The following is a 19276-nucleotide window of genomic DNA, read 5'->3' as shown; positions in this document are numbered from 1 at the left end:
CTGATCCGGCAGGCCGGATCGACAGGCGGCGACGGCAAGCTATGGGGCAGGACTGGACATCCACTGGACGGTGGTTGAACGGCGGATCGGCCGAACGGCGGGGGCTCCGCGGGCTCACGGCCCCGAAGTGGTCGACGACGCGGTGGCCGCCACCCACGGGCCCAGGGCCCGGCGGGCGCGCTCGACGCCCGCGTGCGCCCGTGCCAGCTGGTCGTGCTCACCGGTGACGGCCGCGACCGTCGCCGCGGTGGAGTGATGGTCGAGCGCCTCGTCGTGCCGGCCACTGCCGTGCAGCGCCTCGGCGAGGCCGTTGAGCGCCGATGCCTCGCCGTAGCCCTCCCCGTTCTCACGGAACAGTTCGAGGGCACGCCGCTGACAGGTGACGGCGGCCTCGAACTCGCCCTGCCCCAGCCGGATGTCGCCGAGACCGGACAGCGCGTACGCCTCGCCGCCGTGGTGCCCCAACTGCCGGAAGAGCGCGAGGGCCTGCTCCTGGCACTCGGCCGCGGCCTCCGAACTGCCCAACCGCAGAAGGGCGTTGCCGAGATGGGAGAGGGTGCGGGCGCGGCCGATCCGGTCACCGGTCAGATCGTGCAGGGCGAGGGCCTGCCGTTGGTGGTCGGCCGCCTGTTCGTACTCGCCGAGCCGAAGACAGACATTGCCGAGGTTCGTGAGCGTGCGCGCCTGGCCCACCTGGTCGCCGGTCTCCCGGTAGAGGGCGAGGGCCTGTTGATGGTCGTGCGCGGCGTCGCGGAGGCTGCCCAGCCGCCAGTGGACGTTGCCGAGGTTGGACAGGGTTCTGGCGCGCCCCGCCAAGTCGCCCGTCCGATGGTGCAGTTCGAGGGCCCGTACGAGGTGGTCCTCGGCCGATCCCGCGTCGGCGAGCCGCCAGTGCACGACCCCCAGGTTGGTCAGCGCGTGGGCCTGCCCGCCCAGGTCACCGATCGTCTCGGCGGCCCGCAGGGCGTGGCGGTGGATCTCCAGCGCCTCGGTGTGGTGACCGGAGTCGAGGTGGCGGAACAGCAGGGCGGCCAGACGGACGGCGTGGCGGGGACTGCCGCGGTCCGCGGCCACCGCGCAGACGGCGGCCAGCGTCGGCCGCTCGGCGTCCAGCCACGCCCGTGCCGCCGCCGCGTTGCCGACGACGGACGAGACATGGACGGAGGGTGCGACAGCGGGCCTGTGGTGCCGCTCGGCCGGGTAGAGCGTGTCCATGGCCGCCGCGGCCGTGCTCAGGTAGTGGTCGAAGAGACGGACCAGCGCGGCCTGCCGATCGGCCTCGGAGTCATGCGTACGGGTCAGGCGGAACGCGTAGGCGCGCAGCAGGTCGTGTGTGCCGAACCGGCCCGGCCGGACGGGCTGAAGGAGGTGGGCACGGGCCAGCAACGCCAGGGTCCCGGCGGCGTGGGCGGGGCCTTCACCGGCGTCCGCGGGCTCGTCGCCCGGTACGGCGTCCGACGGGCGGGCCGGTGTCAGGCCCGGCAGGGGCTCCGGCGTGTGGCGTGGCACGCTGCCCGGCACCTGGCCCGACCGGGTGCCCGGCACGTGCCCGGGTCTCTCGTCCCGCGTGGCGCCCGGCGCATGGGGCGGCCCCTCGCCCGGAGCCTGGGTCGGCTCCTCGCCCGGCACACGGGTCGGTGCCTGGCCAGGCCCATGGACCGGTGCTTCGCCCGGCGCACGGATCGGTGCTTCCCCCAGCGCATGGACCGGTGCTTCGTCCGGCGCTTCGCCGGTCAGCGCCGCGACCGCGTGCGCGTCCGCCTCCGGTCCCGGGTGCAGGCTCAGCAGGCGGAAGGTGCGGGCGGCCGGGGCGGGGAGCCGCTCGTAGGACCAGGAGAACACCGCCTCCAGCGCCGCACGCCGGTCGCCGCCCGCGTCCAGGAGATCGAGCCGCCGCTGCTGGTCGGCCAGCTCCGCCACCAGGTCCGCCAGCCGCGACGACGGGTGGGCGACGGCGAGTTCGGCCGCGACCCGGAGCGCCAGCGGGAGGCGTGCGCACTGTTCGGCCAGGGCGGCGGCCGGGCCCGGCTCGGTGTCGACACGCTCACCGACGAGCCTGCGCAGCAGGGCGATCGCGTCGGGCGGCGGGAGCGGGCCCAGACCGATGCGGCGGGCGCCGTGCAGGGCCACCAGTCCGGCGAGGCTGTCCCGGCTGGTGACCACGACCGAACAGGCCGGCGAGCCGGGAAGCAGCGGGCGGACCTGCTCCTCGGACAGGGCGTTGTCCAGGACCACCAGCATTCGCCGGTCGGCCAGTTCGGTCCGGAACCGGCTCGCGCGGTCGTCGACGTCGAGTGGGATCGCGTCACCGGGCACCCCGAGGACGCTGAGGAATCGAGTGAGGGCGTCGCCGGGAGGCATGGGGCGCTCGGGGTCGTAGCCACGCAGATTGACGTAGAGCTGGCCGTCGGGGAACCGGTGCCGTGTGCGGTGCGCCCAGTGCACGGCCAGTGCGGTCTTCCCCACCCCGGCAGTGCCGGAGACGACCGAGACGGCCCCGGCCGTCGGGCTGTCCGCCGCAGCGGCCAACAACCGGTCCAGTGCGGACAGTTCGGAATCACGGCCAGCGAAGTCGGGTACGTCCGCCGGGAGTTGTGCGGGTAATCGGTGCGCCGAAGGTGGGTACGGGGGTACGTGGGCGGGCACCTGCGCGGCCAACTCGGCGGCGCCTGCCGTGCCATGGCCGCTGACGGGAGCGTGCCCGGTGCCGGTGCCGGTGCCGGTGCCGTCGGCGGGAGTGGAAGGCCGGGCGCGGCGGCGCAGCAGGGCGGCATACGCCTCGGCCAGTGCGGGGCCGGGGTCGACGCCGAGTTCGTCGGCCAGCCGACGGCGGCTCCGCCGGTAGACGGCGACCGCCTGGTCGCGCCGCCCGACGGCCTCGTACGCCCGGATGAGCCGGGCCTGGGCGTCCTCGTCCAGCGGCTGCGCGACCGCGGTCTCCTCGAGTACGGGCAGTGCGTCGGCGCTCCTGCCCGCCGCGATCATGGCCTCGCCGTACTGGGCGACCGCACCACGACGTTCCTCCGCCAGCGCGACGACCACCGGGTGCGCGGAGAGGAAGGGCAGGTCCGCGAGGGGTGGTTGCTGCCACAGCCCGAGCGCCTCGGTCAGCAGCGCGGCGGCCCGCTCCTGGCCGCCGCCCCGCCCGTCCCGTCGTACGGTCACCGCCCCGGCGACCAGGTCCCTGAAGTGCAGCAGGTCGATGGCGTCGTACGGGACGCGCAGCGCGTAGCCGTCGCCGAGCCGGGGGAGCACCGCGCTGCGGGCGCGTGGCGGCCGGTCCGGTTCCAGCAGGTGGCGCAGGTGCTTGATGTGGGTCTGGACGACGTTCGAAGCGGTCGCCGGCGGGCGCTCGCCCCACAGCGCGTCCGCGAGTCCGAAGAACGGCAGTTGCTGTCCGCGGGACACGGCGAGCAGGGCGAGCACCGCGCGGCGCTGTGGTGAACCGAGGTCGAGGCGGATGCCGTCCCGCCAGGCGCAGACCGGCCCGAGTACCTGAATGCGCATGCGTCCCCCACCCGCCGTTTTACAACTCCCTCACTATTCCCTTTCTCTATCTCCCTCATCGGCATATCCGGAAGGGGTATTCCGGCCCACTGCCGCGCAGTTGTCACACCTGGCCGTGTGCCTGCGCTCAGCGTTCGTCGACGCAGAGGTCCGGGTGATCGCCGAGGCGTCGTACGTACTCCTCGATGTGGCGGTACGCGGCGAGGGCGCCGGCCGCGTCGAAGTGGTCGAGGTGGGTGAGCGTCACCCAGAGGTCCCGGTCCGCGGTGCCGAGCTCGTCGCCCAACACATAGGGGTGGCGCGCGAGTTGCCGGTCGAGCCGGTCCAGTGCGGACTCGCATGCCCCGTCGGCGACCAGGCCGGCGAGGTCGCGGAGGATGTCGGGCGCGTGGTTGCTGACGACGCGTCCGCTCCAGCGGTCGCACAGCGCGGGCGCGGTGAGCGGACCGTCGTAGTGGTGCCAGGTCGCCTCGTAGGAGCCGCGCAGCGATGCGAAGGCCTCGGGCGTCTCGGCGGGGAGCTTCAGAAGGGTGGTGGTGAGCGAGCCCTTGAGGCCGAGCAGGTCGAGGACGACCGCCACGCGCCCCGAGTAGGGACAGGCCTCGGACAGATACAGCTGATAGCGGTGCGGCGCCGGGTAGAAACCGCCCGCGAGACCGACGCCGATACGGCCGCGGAAGCGGTGCGGACGGGCGGCCGGACCGGGGACGGACGTGCCGCCGACGGCCGTGCCACGGCCGGTCGAGTGGGCGGCGGCCGCACGGGAGGCCGCCGACGTGAAGGTGTCAGTGCTGCTGGAACCGCGGGAAACTGTCTCGGGCATGACTCTCCAGGGGGAACGCGGAGGCCCTGGCCGCCTCGTGGGCGCCAGTGGCGGAACGGAGTGACTGCGCGGCCGTACAGGTCCGGATCGGTCGGACGTGTAGCGGATCAGTAAGCGCTGGAGACACGCGACAAATCGATGTGCAGGCGCCTCGTCAAGCCGTTCCTGAACATTCCCACCGGTCCTGCCGTCGGGGCTCGCGAGACGCGAGACCACGCTTGCCCCGCCGCTCCGGCGGAACCCGGTCGTCACCCGGGGCACCCCGTCGCGGTGGAAGGGTTGCCTGCCAGCGGGCCGGGGCCGATGACCGCACGAACGGGGATTCCCCGCACGACGGGCGCTGGCAATCGTGACCGTCTCCGTCAGTGTTGATGCGCTCAGCGTGACCGTCAAGACGGCGTCTCAACAGCTGGGCATCCGGCCGCCGGAGCCGCCGGACCGGGTTCGCACCTCGTGATGACTCGTGATGAGGGTCCCGCCAACAAAGCTCTCCCCATGGCAGGAAGAAAAGGCACAGCCGTACTGTTGTGCCCGTTGACGACGAGGCGGTGCCCGATCGAGGGCCCGCGAACGCGAGGTCGGCCGGACGCCCGTCCGCCGGGCCGGAAGGGCGGAGGTGACGCAGGTGCGAGCGCGAACCGTGTCCCGCCGCGGCGTCCCGAAGGCCGCCCCGCTCCATCGCGTACGCCTCTACTCCCGGCCGCACATCGACCTGCTGCGCGTTGCCGGCGCGCTCTGTTGCTCCTGACCTGTATCCCACGCGGCCGCGCCCTCCGGTGAGGGCCGGCTTTCTCGTACGGTCGATCAGGAAGGCACACCTCTCGTGTCCTCAGCACCTTCTGTCCTGCCCTCTTCAGCGCATCTGCACCTCGCCGTGGCGCTCGACGGCGCCGGCTGGCACCCCGCCGCCTGGCGCGAACCGGTGGCCCGGCCCCGGGAACTGTTCACCGCCGAGTACTGGGCCGACCTCGTCGCCGAGGCCGAGCGCGGGCTTCTGGACTTCGTCACCTTCGAGGACGGCCTCGGCCTTCAGTCCTCGCACTTCATCGAGCCGGACGGGCGGACCGACCAGGTCCGCGGCCGGCTCGACGCCGTTCTCGTCGCCGCCCGTATCGCCCCGCTGACCCGCCACATAGGTCTGGTGCCGACCGTGGTGTCCACGCACACGGAGCCGTTCCATATCTCCAAGGCCATCGCCACCCTCGACTATGTGAGCTCCGGCCGGGCGGGCCTGCGGGTGCAGTTGACGGCACGACAGAACGAGGCGGCGCACTTCGGCCGCCGTACGCTGCCCCGTCTTGACGCCTACGACAGCCCGGCCACGCAGGACGTGGTGACCGAACTCTTCGACGAGACGGCCGACTACGTCGAGGTCGTACGCAGACTCTGGGACAGCTGGGAGGACGACGCGGAGATCCGGGACGTGGCCACCGGCCGCTTCGTCGACCGCGACAAGCTCCACTACATCGACTTCGAGGGCCCGCACTTCAGCGTCAAGGGCCCCTCCATCACTCCGCGTCCGCCCCAGGGCCAGCCCGTGGTCAGCGCCCTCGCGCACCAGAGCGTCCCGTACCGGCTGGTGGCCCGCGCCGCCGACATCGGCTACGTCACCCCGCACGACACCGACCAGGCCCGCGCGATCGTCGCCGAGATCCGCGCCGAACAGGCTCTCGCCGGTCGTGCCGACCAACCCCTGCACGTCTTCGGCGACTTGGTGGTCTTCCTCGACGACGATCCGGCCGCAGCGGCCGCCCGCAGGGACCGTCTCGACGCCCTCGCGGGTCAGCCGTTCACCAGCGACGCCCGCGTCTTCACCGGCACACCGGACCAACTCGCGGATTTGCTCCAGGAGTTGTGGTCTGCCGGGCTGAGTGGATTCCGACTGCGGCCCGCCGTCCTCGGCCACGATCTGCCGGCCATCACCCAGGGGCTGGTCCCCGAGCTGCAGCGCCGGGGTGCCTTCCGCCGCGCCTACGAGGCCGACACCCTGCGCGGACTGCTCGGGCTCGCCCGCCCGGCCAACCGCTACGCCGCCAAAGCCGTTGCCGACGTCGACGCCAACGCCGCTGCCAACGCCACCGCCTGAGCCGGACGGAGACCGCAGGACCATGAGCAAGCCCCTGAAGCAGATCCACCTGGCCGCCCACTTCCCCGGCGTCAACAACACCACCGTCTGGAGCGACCCGGAGGCCGGCAGCCACATCGAGTTCAGCTCCTTCGCGCACTTCGCGCGGACCGCCGAACGCGCCAAGTTCGACTTCCTGTTCCTCGCCGAAGGGCTGCGACTGCGCGAACAGGGCGGAAAGATCTACGACTTGGACGTCGTCGGCCGCCCCGACACCTTCACCGTCCTCTCCGCGCTCGCCGCCGTCACCCAGCACCTCGGTCTGACCGGCACCATCAACTCGACCTTCAACGAGCCCTATGAAGTGGCCCGCCAGTTCGCCAGTCTCGACCACCTCTCGGACGGGCGCGCCGCCTGGAACGTCGTCACGTCCTGGGACGCCTTCACCGGCGAGAACTTCCGCCGCGGCGGCTTCCTCCCGCAGCAGGAGCGCTACTCACGGGCCAAGGAGTTCCTGGCCACCGCGAACGAACTCTTCGACTCCTGGCACGGTGACGAGATCATCGCCGACCAGGACACCGGCACCTTCCTGCGCGACGCGAAGGCCGGCGCCTTCGTCCACCAGGGCCAACACTTCGACATCGAGGGGCAGTTCAACGTCCCTCGGTCCCCGCAGGGCCGTCCGGTGATCTTCCAGGCCGGCGACTCCGAGGAGGGCCGCGAGTTCGCCGCCGCCGGCGCCGACGCGATCTTCAGCCGGTACGCCACCCTCAAGGACGGCCAGGCGTTCTACACGGACGTCAAGGGACGCCTGGCCCGCTACGGGCGTACGCCCGACCAACTGCTGATCCTGCCCGCCGCGACCTTCGTCCTGGGGGACACCGACGCCGAGGCGGAGGAACTGGCTCGCGAGGTGCGCCGGCAGCAGGTCAGCGGGGCGACCGCCATCAAGCACCTGGAGTTCGTCTGGAACCGCGACCTGTCCGCGTACGACCCCGACGGGCCGCTGCCCGACATCGACCCCGACCTCGGCGAACACACCGTCGCGCGCGGCCGGGCCCAGGTCCGGATGTACCGCGACCCGCTGGCCACCGCCCGCGAGTGGCGGGAGCGCGCGGCCGCCAACAACTGGTCCATCCGCGATCTGGTCATCGAGACCGGCAATCGCCAGGCCTTCGTCGGCTCCCCGGCCACGGTCGCGGCCACCATCGACGACTTCGTCCAGGCCGACGCGAGCGACGGTTTCATCCTCGTCCCGCACATCACCCCCGGCGGCCTCGACGCCTTCGCCGACACGGTGGTCCCGCTGCTGCAGGAGCGCGGAGTGTTCCGTACGGAGTACGAGGGCACGACCCTGCGCGACCACCTGGGCCTGGCCCATCCCGATTCCCGTACGAATGCCCGTACGAATCCCCGTGCCGATGCAGGTTCCGATGCCTCCGCCGACTTCGGTGAGCGGGGTGAGCGGGTGGCTTCGTGACGGTCCCGGCGGTCACCCCGATCGCGTGAGCGCGAGACCACGGAGAGGGGTCGAAACCGGTCATCTGGCTTGATGCGGATGCCGAAGGGGACCATTCTTGTACACATGGTGACATTGCCGCGCGACGGAGGACCGGCGGCCACGGCCGGTGACGCCATGGCGGTGGTCGACGCGAGCGGCAATGTCACGGGCTGGAGCGAGGGCGCGCGGCGGCTGACGGGGCACACGGCCGAGGACGTGACCGGGCGGCCGGCGTCGGAGCTGGTGGCGGGGGACCCCGCGGCGGCCCGGCACGCTCTGCTGACACACGGCGACGCCGTGGTGTCCGTACGCCACAAGGACGGGCGGCGGCTGGAACTGGCGCTGCGGATGTGCCCGCTGCGGGGCGGGAAGGACCGGGGGCCGGGGTTCGTCGTCACCGCGACCCCGGACCCGGGCGAGCGGGACTCGGGCGAGCGGGCCCTGGGTGAGCTGGCCTTCAAGCAGGCGTCGATGTCCATGTCGATCTTCGACACCGGACAGCACTACCTGCGGATGAACGACTTCGCGTGCCAGGTCATGGGGCAGCCCGAGGACGCGTTCCAGCACCGGTACTTCCCCGACACCGTGGAGAACGCCGAGCACAGCCGTGGCTTCCTGCGCCATCTGGAGATCGTCGTCGAGACCGGGCAGCCGGTCCACTACGAGAGCTGGACCCGCTCACCGTCCGGCCGGCGCATGCACGCCTGGAGCTTCGAGATGTGGCCGGTGCGGGACCAGGCCGGAGAGCTGCTGGGCACCGCGCTGGCAGGGTTCGACAGCAGCGAGCAGTACTGGGCGCGACAGCGGCTGGCCCTGCTGAACGAGGCCGCCGGCTCCATCGGCACCAAGCTCGACGTGATCCAGACCGCCCGTGAACTCGCCGAACTGGCCGTGCCCCGGCTCGCCGACTTCGCCAGCGTCGACCTGCTGGACTCGGTGCTCCAGGGCGAGGAACCCGAGACGGGGCCGGTGGAGGGAGGTGTGGAGCTGCGCCGGGTCGCCCACCACTCCGATACGCCCGGTGTGCCGGAGGCGGCCATCGACCTGGGTTCCGCCGACGTCTACCCGGCCTTCTCCCCGCCCGCCCGCGCCCTGGCCACCGGCGAGCCGGTGCTCACCCGGACCGGCGACAGCGGCCTCGACACCTGGTTCGCCGAGCACGGTGCCCGCTCCGCCAAGCTGCGCGAGGGCGAGGACCAGGAGCTGTCGCTGATGGCCGTACCGCTGGTGGCACGCGGAACGACACTGGGCGTGGCCGTCTTCGTACGGATCCTCACTCCCGAGCATCCCGACGCCTTCGACCTGGACGATGTGTCGCTCGCGGAGGAACTGTCCAGCCGGGCGGCAGTCTGCGTCGACAACGCCCGCCGCTACACCCGGGAGCGCACCACCGCGCTGGCCCTGCAGCGCAGCCTGCTGCCCCAGATGATGGCGGTGCAGGCCGCCGTCGAGTTCGCCTCCCGTTACCTTCCGGCGCTGTCGCAGGCGGGGGTGGGCGGCGACTGGTTCGACGTCATCCCGCTGTCCGGGACCAGAGTGGCGCTGGTCGTCGGGGACGTCGTCGGACACGGCCTCCACGCCTCCGTGACCATGGGCCGGCTCCGTACGGCGGTCTGGACCCTCGCAGATGTCGACCTGCCGCCCGACGAGCTGCTCACACACTTGGACGACCTGGTCGGACACCTCGCGGCCGACGAGAGCGCGATGACCGGCGAGATCGGCGCCACCTGCCTGTACGCGGTCTACGACCCGGTGTCCCGCCACTGCACCGTCGCCTCCGCCGGCCACCCGCCGCCCGTCGTGCTGTTCCCGGACGGGACGGTGAAGGTCGTCGAGGTCGCCGCGGGACCGATGCTCGGCGTCGGCGGGCTCCCGTTCGAGGCCACCGAGCTGGACGTGCCCGAAGGCGCCGTACTCGCCCTCTACACGGACGGTCTGGTCGAGGCCCGCGATGTCGACGTGGACGCGGGCACCGCCGCCCTCTGCACCGCCCTGGCCGCCCCGGCCCGGAACCTGGAGGACACCTGCGACAACGTCCTCAAGGCCCTGCTCCCGCAGCGCCCCGCCGACGACGTGGCGCTGCTCCTGGCCCGTACCCGCGCCCTGGACGCCGACCAGGTGGCCGTCTGGGACCTGGAGTCCGATCCGGCGCTGGTCGCCACGGCCCGGCAGTACGCCACCGAGCAGCTGACCCGCTGGGGGCTCGACGAGGCCGCCTTCGTCACCGAACTCGTCGTGAGCGAACTGGTCACGAACGCCATCCGCTACGGCGGCTCACCGATCCAGCTCAGACTCATCCGCGACCGCACGCTCATCTGTGAGGTCTCCGACGCCAGCAGCACCTCACCGCATCTGCGCCGGGCCCGCACCTTCGACGAGGGCGGCCGGGGCCTGCTGCTCGTCGCACAGCTCACCGACCGCTGGGGCACCAGGCCGAGCGGCACGGGAAAGACGATCTGGGCCGAGCAGGCACTGCCGGTGCAGTGAGCGCCGGGCCGGGCTCAAGGAAGAGGCTGGGCTCAGGGTGTCGAGCCAGGCTCAGGGAGTCGGACCGGGCTCTAGGAATCGGACCGGGCTCAAGGAATCGGGCCGGACTCGAAGCGTGGGGCCGGGCTCAAGAACCGGGCCCGGGTCAAGCGTCGGGCGGCTCGGATCAGTCGAGGCCGACGTAGTCGCGCAGGGCCTGGGAGCGGGAGGGGTGGCGCAGCTTCGACATCGTCTTGGACTCGATCTGGCGGATGCGCTCGCGGGTGACTCCGTAGACCTGGCCGATCTCCTCCAGGGTCTTCGCCTGTCCGTCCAGCAGCCCGTAGCGCAGGGTGATGATGCCTGCCTCGCGCGGGGTCATATGGCCGAGGATCTCCTGGATGGTGTCCTTGAGCAGGAGGAACGTCACCGCGTCGAAGGGGGAGATGCTCTCGCTGTCCTCGATGACGTCGCCGAGCTCGCTGCCGCCGTCCTCGCCGAGCGGCAGGTGCAGCGAGACGGGGTCCTTGGTGTAGCCGTCGAGCTCGATGACCTTGGAGATGGGCAGCTCCATCCGCTCCGCCACCTGCCCCACCGTGGGCTCGACGCCCAGTTCCTGAAGCATCTCCCGGCGGAGCCTGGCCATTCTGTTGATGACCTCCACCGCGTGCACCGGAATGCGGATCGTGCGGCTCTGGTCGGCCAGGGCCCGTGTCAGCGCCTGCCTGATCCACCAGGTGGCGTAGGTCGAGAACTTGAAACCCTTGACGTAGTCGAACTTTTCCACGGCTCGAATCAGGCCCGTGTTGCCCTCCTGGATCAGGTCCAGAAAATTGAGACCGCGTCTCGTATAACGCTTGGCGATGGAGACGACCAGGCGGAGGTTGGCCTCGATGAGGTGGGATTTCGCCCGGTGACCGTCCTCGACGAGGATTTTCAGCTCGCGTCGGAGCGCGGGATCGAGATCGGGTTCTTCTTCGAGCCGGTGCTCGGCGAACAGGCCGGCCTCGATCCGCTTGGCGAGATCGACCTCCTGTGCCGCGCTGAGGAGACGGACCCGGCCGATCACCTTCAGGTAGTCCCGGACAGGATCGACCGAGGCGCCGTCGGAGCCGAGCCGGGGCTCGGGAGCGTCGGCGTCGTAGTCCGGCGAGAGCAGAAGAGTCTCCTGCCCCTGTCCCTGTTGTTCCGGGGTATCCGTCTCCATTGCGGTCAACATCTCTTCCCGTGCCTCAGTTCTTGGTGCAAACTCAACAATGTCGAGCAAGACCTTCGGTCTTCAGGAATCCTGAATTCTCGTCGTCCACGGTGCTGTTTGCTCGGCGTGGGAATCTTCATCAGGCTCGCCCCATTACGGTACACCCGCCGGAGCCCCGGTCGGCGGCCCCGCATTGCCTCGAAATGTGGGTGACATGAATCACGTCGTCCGCGCGGTTGATTTTCTCGAAGGATTCTGAACGCCCAATATTCCGTGGCCCGCACGGGCTGGGTGAGCCCATACTTCGACACCGATGAGCACACAGACTTCCGGGGAGATCCCCGAAAAGTTCGCCGCCGGGGACTTCCTGGACCGCTGGGCACTGACGCCGGACGGCCCGACGGCACGAGGCATGGCCTCCGTCGTCCTGCCGGTGACCCGCGCGGACGGCACGCCCGCGGTCCTGAAGTTCCAGGAACTGAGCGAGGACAACGCGGGCGCCACACTGGGACTGCGGATGTGGAACGGCGACGGCGCGGTGCGTCTGCTCGACCACGACCCGGACACCGGCACCATGCTGCTGGAGCGACTGGACGCGGCGCGGCCGCTGTCGTCGCTGACCGATGACGACGCCGCGCTGCGGATCCTCGCCGACGTGTTGGCACGCCTGGTCGCGGTGCCCGCGCCGGACGGCCTGCGACGGCTCTCCGACATCGCCGCCGCGATGCTCGACCAGGTACCGGACGCGCTGCCGGCCCTCCGCGACCCCGCCGAACGGCGTCTGCTGCGCACCTGTGCGTCCGCCGTTGCCGAACTCGTCGGCGAGGCGGGGGACCGGCTGCTGCACTGGGACCTGCACTACGACAACGTCCTCGCCGGGCAGCGGGAGCCCTGGCTCGCCATCGATCCCGAACCGCTGGCGGGCGACCCGGGGTTCGACCTGTGGCCCGCGCTGGACAGCCGCTGGGACGCGGTGACGGCGACCGGCGACGAGGCCCGCGTGGTGCTCCGCCGCTTCGACGCGTTGACCGAGGCGGTCGGCCTGGACCGGCAGCGGGCGGGTGGCTGGACGCTGGGGCGCGTCCTGCAGAACACGTTGTGGGACATCGAGGACGGCAGGACGGCCATCGATCCGCCTCAACTGGTCATCGCCTCGGTGGCGTTGGGACGGTGGGTCGGGCGGGGGTAGGCGGTACGGGGTAGGGGCGGCTCCGGGTCGTACGGTGCGTGTGGGTCGTATTGGGCCGGTCGCGCAGTTCCCCGCGCCCCTGACGGGGCCCCAGCGAAAGTTTCGAATAGTGGTGCTCGTGCGATGGGAGCGTTGACCCCGCGGGAACCGGTTCCTACATTGAGCGCGCCTCAGCCAGGCGTGGCGGACTCCGTGTGAAGGGACCTGCATGACCGTGGGCCACATCAACAACCCCGTGCTGCCCGGATTCCACCCGGATCCGAGCATCGTGCGCGTCGGCGCGGAGTACTTCCTCGCCACCTCCACCTTCGAATGGTTCCCGGGTGTGCCCGTGCACCGCTCCACCGATCTCGTCCGCTGGGAGCACGCCGGTCACATCCTGGACCGGCCCGATCTGCTCGACCTGCGCGGAGTCACCGACTCGGCGGGTGTGTGGGCGCCCTCGCTCTCGTACCACGAGGGGCGGTTCTGGCTGGTCCACAGCATCGTGCGGACCATCGGGCACCCGTACAAGGACGTCGACAACTACCTGACCACGGCCCCGTCCATCGACGGCCCCTGGTCCGAGCCGGTGTTCCTCAACTCCTCCGGCTTCGACCCGTCGTTCTTCCACGACGAGGACGGCCGCAGCTGGCTGCTCAACATCCAGTGGGACCCGCGCGACGGCCACCCGTCCTTCGCCGGGATCGTGCTCCAGGAGTACGACGCCGACAAGCGCGCCCTGATCGGACAGCCGCGCACGATCCTCACCCACGAGGAGCTGATCGAGGGGCCCAACGTCTACCGGCGCGACGGCTGGTACTACCTGATGCTCGCCGAGGGCGGCACGGGCTGGAACCACGGCATCCTGATGGCCCGCTCGCGCGAGCTGACCGGACCGTACGAACTCGACCCGGACGGCTCGCTGTTGACGACCCGCGACGCCCCGGACTGGCCGCTGCAGAAGGCCGGACACGGTGAACTGGTCGAGACGCCCGAGGGGGAGTGGTACCTCGCCCACCTGGCCTCCAGACCCGTACGAACGCCGGACGGACCGCGATGCGTCCTCGGCCGGGAGACCTGTCTGCAACGCGTGACCTGGACGGACGACGGCTGGCTGCGGCTGGCGGACGGAGGACGGCGGCCCAGTCTGGAAGTCCCGGCGCCCAAGGGGGTGGAGCCGGGACCGGTCGCCCAGGCCCTCCCCGGGCGGGACTTCGCCAGGGACGACTTCGACTCGCCCTCCCTGGACTGGAGTTGGAGCACGCTCCGAGCGCCCGCCACCCCCAACTGGCTGACTCTCCGTGAGCGTCCGGGACATCTGCGGTTGCGCGGCAGGCAGAGCCTGCACTCGCGGTTCGACCAGAGCCTCGTCGCGCGGCGGCTCACTTCCGTGCGCTGCGAGGTGACGACGGTCGTCGACTTCCGCCCCTCGCACTTCAGCCAACTCGCGGGCCTCGTCTGCTGGTACGACACTTCGACGCACTTCTATCTCCGCCTCACCCATGTCGAGGGCCGGGGCCGCGTCCTGGGCGTGATCCTCACCGACGACGGCGCGTACGGCGAGCTCCCGGACAGTGAACTCGCCACGGACGACTGGCCGTTGGTGCACCTGCGGGCCTGGTTCGACGGCGCTGAACTCCGCTTCTCCGCGTCGCCCGACGGCACGGACTGGCATGCCGTGGGCCCCGTCCTGGACGCGAGCAAGCTCTCCGACGACTACGGGGAGCGGCTGCGGTTCACCGGCGCCTTCGTCGGCGTCTGCGCGCAGGACCTGGGCGGGACCCGCACCCCGGCGGACTTCGACTGGTTCGAGACGCGGGAGCTCGACGGCCGGCAGTAGGCGTTCTGCGATCTACCGCTGAACAACCGGTTGTGCGGCATATCGGTGAAGACCCTTGACTCCGTTTCCGGACAGGAAGAAGCTCTGCGCACCCACTCATGACAACCGGTTGTCAAAATCGCCACCGCACACAACCCGAAGCAGGAGATGACCAGTTGATGCGCTCACCCACCGTCGCTCCCCTCGGCCGAGGTCGCCTTCTCCCGCTGCCGGAGGCCGGCACCGCCGGAGCGGAGGGCGGTCCGGAGGTCGCCGACCGGCTGGTGGTGCATCCCGTCCCGACCGGGTTGCCGCTCAACACCAGCTTCTCCGTCAAGGCCCGCAGGCCCGGCGGCGGTTGGCGGACGGTGCCCGTACTGCGCGCCCGGACGAGGACCGTCGACGAGACGACCGGCGCGGGCATCGTCAGAAACTCCTCGGTCGCCAACCTGGACTTCACCGGCACGGTCGAGGTCGAAATCACCTCCACCAAGGGCGCGATCGGTTCCGCACGGGTCCGCCCCTTGTCGTACGCCGTCGAGCACGAGGTGAGCGGCGACACCGTCCGCTTCAGCCTCACCGAACCGCGCAACCTCTCCGTCGAGATCGACGGCGACCTCCACGACAACCTCCACCTGCACGCCAACCCGGTCGAACAGCAGCGGCCCGAAGCCGACGACCCGGACGTCATCCACTTCGGCCCCGGTATCCACACCGTCCCGGACAACGTGCTGCGGGTGCCCAGCGGGAAGACGGTCTACCTGGCCGGCGGCGCGGTGCTCAAGGCGCGGGTGGACTTCACGAACGTCGAGAACGCCAGGCTGATCGGCCGGGGCATCCTGTACGACACGGACGGCGGCACCACGGTGGCGTTCTCCAGGAACATCGAGATCGACGGCATCCTCGTCCTCGACCCGAGGACCGGCTACTCCTGCGCCATCGGCCAGTCCCAGCAGGTCACCGTGCGCAACCTGCGCTCGTACAGCTGTGGCCAATGGGGCGACGGCATCGATGTGTTCAGCAGCGAGGACGTACTGATCGAGGGCGTCTTCATGCGCAACAGCGACGACTGCGTCGCCGTCTACGCCCACCGCTGGGACTACTACGGCGACTGCCGGAACATCACCGTCCGCGACTCCACCCTGTGGGCCGATGTCGCGCACCCGGTGAACATCGGCACGCACGGCAACCCGGAGAAACCCGAGGTCATCGAGAACGTCGTCCTCAGCAACATCGACGTCCTCCAGCACCGCGAGCCGCAGGTGCTCTACCAGGGCTGTTTCGCCCTCAATCCCGGCGACGACAACCTCATCCGGAACATCCGCATCCAGGACGTCCGGGTCGAGGACTTCACCCGTGGCCAGTTGGTCAACATGCGGGTCATGGCCAACCGGTACAACGCCTCACCCGGCCGGGGCGTCGAGGACGTGTACGTGCGGAACCTGACGTACGACGGCACGCACGCGGACACGGCGATCCTGGCCGGCTACGACGCCGACCGGCCCGTCAAGAACGTCACTTTCCAGAACCTGACGGTCAACGGCACGGTCGTCCACGACGGGATGGAGAAGCCGGGCTGGTTCCTGACAGCCGACATGGTGCCGATGTTCGCCAACGAGCACGTGTGGAACCTCCGCTTCCTGGACGCGGCGACGGCCGGCTCGACCGTGGCCCCGGAGATCGTCGGCGCGGGTGAGGCGACGGCCACCAGGGGCCGCGCCTTCAACCACCTCGTCACCGCGACCGCGCTGCCGACCTCGTTCGACGCCGAGGGGCTGCCCAAGGGCCTGGTCATCGACAAGGACACGGGCCTGATCTCCGGGACCCCGTTGGCGCCCGGCACCAGCACGGTCACCGTCTCGGCCACGAACGCGGCGGGCACGGCGACCAAGTCCCTCAGGCTCACCGTCCGGAACGCGTGAGGGGGAGCAGGCCGTGCCTCCCCATCGAGATCGCTTTCTGTGCGAACCGAGCAGTACGGCCGAGCCGTACGTACTACTGCACGGTCTCCGCCACCAACCCGCAGGAGGCAAGCGGCAGCAACTCGGGGTGGGTGGCGGTGACCGTCGGCTTCCGCACTGTGCGGCGACGGACGCGCACCCCGACCGCATCGAGACGGCAGCGGGACGGCCTCCGGCGCGGCCGCTTCCGCCGATGACGGCGTCGCCAGGACCCCCCTCGCCGAGGGAGAGATCCCCGGCTTCGGCGACGCCCCCCACCTGAACGGTCCCCGGCAGTGCGGGTGCGTTCCCGTGCTGCCTGCGGGCCGATGATCCTTCACCGGATTGGAGACGCACAGAATGAGCCGCACATCCCCCCACCAGCACCTCCCCAGCACGGAGTTGAGCCGCCGCGGTCTGCTGAGGACCGCCGGTGGTCTCACCGCCGCCCTCGCGGTCGGTGCCTCCGCCACGGCCCTCACCGGCAGTACGGCAGCGGCGGCCCCGGCCACCTTCACCCACCCGGGCATGCTGCACGCGTACGGCGAACTCAACCGGGCCAAGGTACGGGTGGCCGCGGGCAACGACCCCTGGCTGCCCGGCTGGAACCGGCTGACCGCCAACTCCCACTCCGCCAGTACTTGGACGCCGCGTCCACAGGCCACGATCGTCCGGGGCGGCACCGGCGAGAACTACGGCCTCCTGTACAACGACATCCACGCCGCCTACCAGAACGCCCTGCGCTGGAAGGTCGCCGGCACCACGGCCCACGGCGACAAGGCCCGCGACATCCTCAACGCCTGGTCGGCCACGCTCACCACGGTCACCGGCAACGCCGACCGCTTCCTGGCCGCCGGGATCTACGGCTACCAGTTCGCGAACGCCGCCGAACTCATGCGCGGCTACAGCGAATTCGACCTCGACCGGTTCAAGACGATGATGCTCAACGTCTTCTATCCGCTCAACAACCAGTTCCTCAACAACCACAACGACGCCTGCATCACCAACTACTGGGCCAACTGGGACCTGTGCAACATGAACTCGGTCCTGGCGATCGGCATCCTCTGCGACGACGCCGCCAAGTACGACCAGGCCGTGAACTACTTCAAGAACGGCGCGGGCAACGGCTCCATCAACCACGCCGTCCCGTTCGTGTACGACTCGCAGGGTCTGGCCCAGTGGCAGGAGAGCGGGCGCGACCAGGGTCACACCATGATGGGCATGGGCCAGATGGGTGCCTTCTGCGAGATGGCCTGGTCACAGGGCGACGACCTGTACGGGTACGGCGACAACCGGTTCATGAAGGCCGCCCAGTACGTCGCCAAGTACAACCTCGGACAGGACGTGCCCTTCACGACGTACACCTGGGGCACGGGTCAGAACTGCGCCCAGCAGTCGCACACCGTGATCTCCGCGTCGAGCCGGGGGCAGGTCAGGCCGGTGTGGGACATCCTCCACTACCACTACGCCCGTCGGCGCGGGCTGTCCGTCCCGTACATCACCGCCATGGCCGAGAGCGTGCGGCCCGAGGGCGGTGGGGGTGACTACGGTTCCGCCAGCGGGGGCTTCGACCAGCTGGGCTTCGGGACGCTGATGTACGCCAAGTAGGCGCCGAGGCACGGTACTTGGGAGCGCCGTGCCTGCCGTGTCCGCCGCCGGTCACTGACGTGTGTCCGGTGGCGGTGCCACCGAGGCTCGTACGACCACGTGGGTGCCCAGGAGGAGGTGTTCGTCGGGGGCGTCCGGCGTGCGGGTCAGGGCTGTGCGGACCGCGAGCCGGCCCAGGTCCTCGTAGGGGACGTGGACGGTGGTCAGCGGCGGGTTGAGGTCCCGGGCGAAGGGGATGTCGTCGTAGCCGACCAGGGAGACGTCCTCCGGGACGGAGAGCCCCGCTTCGTGGAGGGCGGTCAGGGCTCCCGAGGCGACCATGTCGGTGGACGCCATGACCGCGGTGAAGTCGAGGTCCTGGGCGAGGGCCTGGCGCATGAGGCGGTGGCCCGAGTCGCGGGTGAAGTCGCCGAAGAGGCGAAGGGCCGGGTCCGCGGTGACGCCGCGGGCCCGGTGGGCCGCGAGGTAGCCCTGTTCGCGGCCCTGGGCCGTGGTGTTGGACGGTTTGCCGCCGAGGAAGAGGACGCGGCGGTGGCCCTGGGCGAGGAGATGGGCGCAGAGTGCGTACGCCCCGCTCTCGTTGTCGTACTCGATGACGGTCACCGGAGTGCCCGGGTCCAGGGGCGGGCGGCCGCAGAGGACCAGGCGGGAGCCCGCGGAGGCCAGGGAGTCCGCGATACGGGCCATGCGTTCGCGGTACTCGGTGGTGTCCGCGGTGCCGCCGACGAGGATCACCGCGGCGGCACGCTGGGCGCGCATCATCTCGATGAACTCCAGCTGGCGTTCGGCGTCGCCGTCCGTGCTGCACACGAGGGACAGATGGCCGAGCCGGGTCGCCTCGCGTTCCACGCCGTGTGCCATGTGCGCGAAGGACGGGCCCGTGATGTCGTCCAGGACGAACGCGAGCGTGGGGGTGCCCGCCCCCGCGATGGCCTTGGCGCGGGCGTCCGCCACGTAGTCGAGGTCGCGGACCGCGCGCATCACGCGGGTACGGGTCGATGTGCTGACCGGGTAGTCGCCGCCGAGGACGCGCGACACCGTGGACGCCGATACACCGGCCCGTGCCGCCACGTCCCTGATGGTGCTTCGGCCCGCGACATCGCTGGTGGTCTTCCTCGTCATGACCCGCCCCTCTGCTCCGCCCCGGAAGCGACCGTCCGCCGTCCGGGTGCGCCCCA

General features: G+C 70.8%; 11 protein-coding genes, 1 pseudogene and 1 riboswitch. Of the genes and pseudogenes, 8 read left to right on the top strand and 4 right to left on the bottom strand.

From position 1 onward, the window contains the following. Nucleotides 1-114 precede the first annotated feature (114 nt). Nucleotides 115-3507 (bottom strand): AfsR/SARP family transcriptional regulator, encoded by a 3393-nt coding sequence (locus JEQ17_RS08095; RefSeq protein ID WP_200394576.1) that lies wholly within the window; start codon nucleotides 3505-3507, stop codon nucleotides 115-117. A 127-nt stretch (nucleotides 3508-3634) separates the two neighbouring features. Further along, nucleotides 3635-4330, bottom strand: coding sequence for a glutathione S-transferase C-terminal domain-containing protein (locus tag JEQ17_RS08090; protein ID WP_200394575.1), 696 nt, complete (start codon nucleotides 4328-4330; stop codon nucleotides 3635-3637). Nucleotides 4331-4539: 209 nt separating this feature from the next. Beyond that, nucleotides 4540-4685, bottom strand: a riboswitch (SAM riboswitch). A 270-nt stretch (nucleotides 4686-4955) separates the two neighbouring features. On the opposite strand from JEQ17_RS08090, the gene JEQ17_RS50465 reads away from it, so the two are divergent. From JEQ17_RS50465 to JEQ17_RS08075, 4 genes are all read left to right on the top strand, one after another. Beyond that, nucleotides 4956-5078: a putative leader peptide gene (locus tag JEQ17_RS50465; RefSeq protein WP_267924769.1), complete on the top strand. Its 123-nt coding sequence runs from the start codon at nucleotides 4956-4958 to the stop codon at nucleotides 5076-5078. Nucleotides 5079-5153: 75 nt separating this feature from the next. After that, nucleotides 5154-6416 (top strand): LLM class flavin-dependent oxidoreductase, encoded by a 1263-nt coding sequence (locus JEQ17_RS08085; RefSeq protein ID WP_200394574.1) that lies wholly within the window; start codon nucleotides 5154-5156, stop codon nucleotides 6414-6416. 22 nt (nucleotides 6417-6438) lie between these two features. Next, nucleotides 6439-7875 carry an NtaA/DmoA family FMN-dependent monooxygenase gene (locus JEQ17_RS08080; RefSeq protein ID WP_200394573.1) on the top strand — a complete coding sequence of 479 codons (1437 nt, stop codon included), beginning with the start codon at nucleotides 6439-6441 and terminating at the stop codon, nucleotides 7873-7875. 105 nt (nucleotides 7876-7980) lie between these two features. After that, nucleotides 7981-10383: a SpoIIE family protein phosphatase gene (locus JEQ17_RS08075; RefSeq protein ID WP_200394571.1), complete on the top strand. Its 2403-nt coding sequence runs from the start codon at nucleotides 7981-7983 to the stop codon at nucleotides 10381-10383. A 166-nt stretch (nucleotides 10384-10549) separates the two neighbouring features. Here JEQ17_RS08075 and JEQ17_RS08070 read toward each other — a convergent pair. Then, nucleotides 10550-11593: pseudogene (locus JEQ17_RS08070) on the bottom strand (RNA polymerase sigma factor); the annotation flags it as partial. 280 nt (nucleotides 11594-11873) lie between these two features. On the opposite strand from JEQ17_RS08070, the gene JEQ17_RS08065 reads away from it, so the two are divergent. The 4 genes from JEQ17_RS08065 to JEQ17_RS08050 all read left to right on the top strand — a co-directional run bounded on the left by JEQ17_RS08065 (nucleotide 11874) and on the right by JEQ17_RS08050 (nucleotide 18098). Then, the gene (locus JEQ17_RS08065; RefSeq protein WP_200394569.1) at nucleotides 11874-12749 is read left to right on the top strand and encodes an aminoglycoside phosphotransferase family protein; all 876 of its coding nucleotides are present in this window, start codon (nucleotides 11874-11876) and stop codon (nucleotides 12747-12749) included. Nucleotides 12750-12957: 208 nt separating this feature from the next. After that, a complete protein-coding gene (locus JEQ17_RS08060; RefSeq protein ID WP_200394568.1) occupies nucleotides 12958-14571 on the top strand; it encodes a glycoside hydrolase family 43 protein in 1614 nt (537 codons plus the stop codon). 158 nt (nucleotides 14572-14729) lie between these two features. Next, on the top strand, nucleotides 14730-16472 hold the full coding sequence (locus tag JEQ17_RS08055; protein ID WP_200394567.1) for an Ig domain-containing protein: 1743 nt from the start codon (nucleotides 14730-14732) through the stop codon (nucleotides 16470-16472). A 378-nt stretch (nucleotides 16473-16850) separates the two neighbouring features. Continuing rightward, nucleotides 16851-18098 carry an alginate lyase family protein gene (locus JEQ17_RS08050; protein WP_200394566.1) on the top strand — a complete coding sequence of 416 codons (1248 nt, stop codon included), beginning with the start codon at nucleotides 16851-16853 and terminating at the stop codon, nucleotides 18096-18098. Nucleotides 18099-18149: 51 nt separating this feature from the next. Here the strand turns inward: JEQ17_RS08050 and JEQ17_RS08045 are convergent, their stop codons facing one another. After that, nucleotides 18150-19220 carry a LacI family DNA-binding transcriptional regulator gene (locus JEQ17_RS08045; protein ID WP_200394565.1) on the bottom strand — a complete coding sequence of 357 codons (1071 nt, stop codon included), beginning with the start codon at nucleotides 19218-19220 and terminating at the stop codon, nucleotides 18150-18152. Between the last annotated feature and the right edge of the window lie 56 nt (nucleotides 19221-19276).

This window comes from Streptomyces liliifuscus, from assembly GCF_016598615.1.
Classification (GTDB): Bacteria; Actinomycetota; Actinomycetes; order Streptomycetales; family Streptomycetaceae; genus Streptomyces; species Streptomyces liliifuscus.
Note: the sequence above shows the minus strand (reverse complement) of the source record. Positions and strands in the feature narration are given on the sequence as shown.

Excerpts from the sequence above, each read along its gene's own strand:
- JEQ17_RS08095 (WP_200394576.1), bottom strand. The coding sequence starts at position 3,507 with ATGCGCATTCAGGTACTCGGGCCGGTCTGCGCCTGGCGGGACGGCATC.
- JEQ17_RS08090 (WP_200394575.1), bottom strand. The coding sequence starts at position 4,330 with ATGCCCGAGACAGTTTCCCGCGGTTCCAGCAGCACTGACACCTTCACG.
- JEQ17_RS08080 (WP_200394573.1), top strand. The coding sequence starts at position 6,439 with ATGAGCAAGCCCCTGAAGCAGATCCACCTGGCCGCCCACTTCCCCGGC.
- JEQ17_RS08075 (WP_200394571.1), top strand. The coding sequence starts at position 7,981 with ATGGTGACATTGCCGCGCGACGGAGGACCGGCGGCCACGGCCGGTGAC.
- JEQ17_RS08065 (WP_200394569.1), top strand. The coding sequence starts at position 11,874 with ATGAGCACACAGACTTCCGGGGAGATCCCCGAAAAGTTCGCCGCCGGG.
- JEQ17_RS08060 (WP_200394568.1), top strand. The coding sequence starts at position 12,958 with ATGACCGTGGGCCACATCAACAACCCCGTGCTGCCCGGATTCCACCCG.
- JEQ17_RS08055 (WP_200394567.1), top strand. The coding sequence starts at position 14,730 with ATGCGCTCACCCACCGTCGCTCCCCTCGGCCGAGGTCGCCTTCTCCCG.
- JEQ17_RS08050 (WP_200394566.1), top strand. The coding sequence starts at position 16,851 with ATGAGCCGCACATCCCCCCACCAGCACCTCCCCAGCACGGAGTTGAGC.
- JEQ17_RS08045 (WP_200394565.1), bottom strand. The coding sequence starts at position 19,220 with ATGACGAGGAAGACCACCAGCGATGTCGCGGGCCGAAGCACCATCAGG.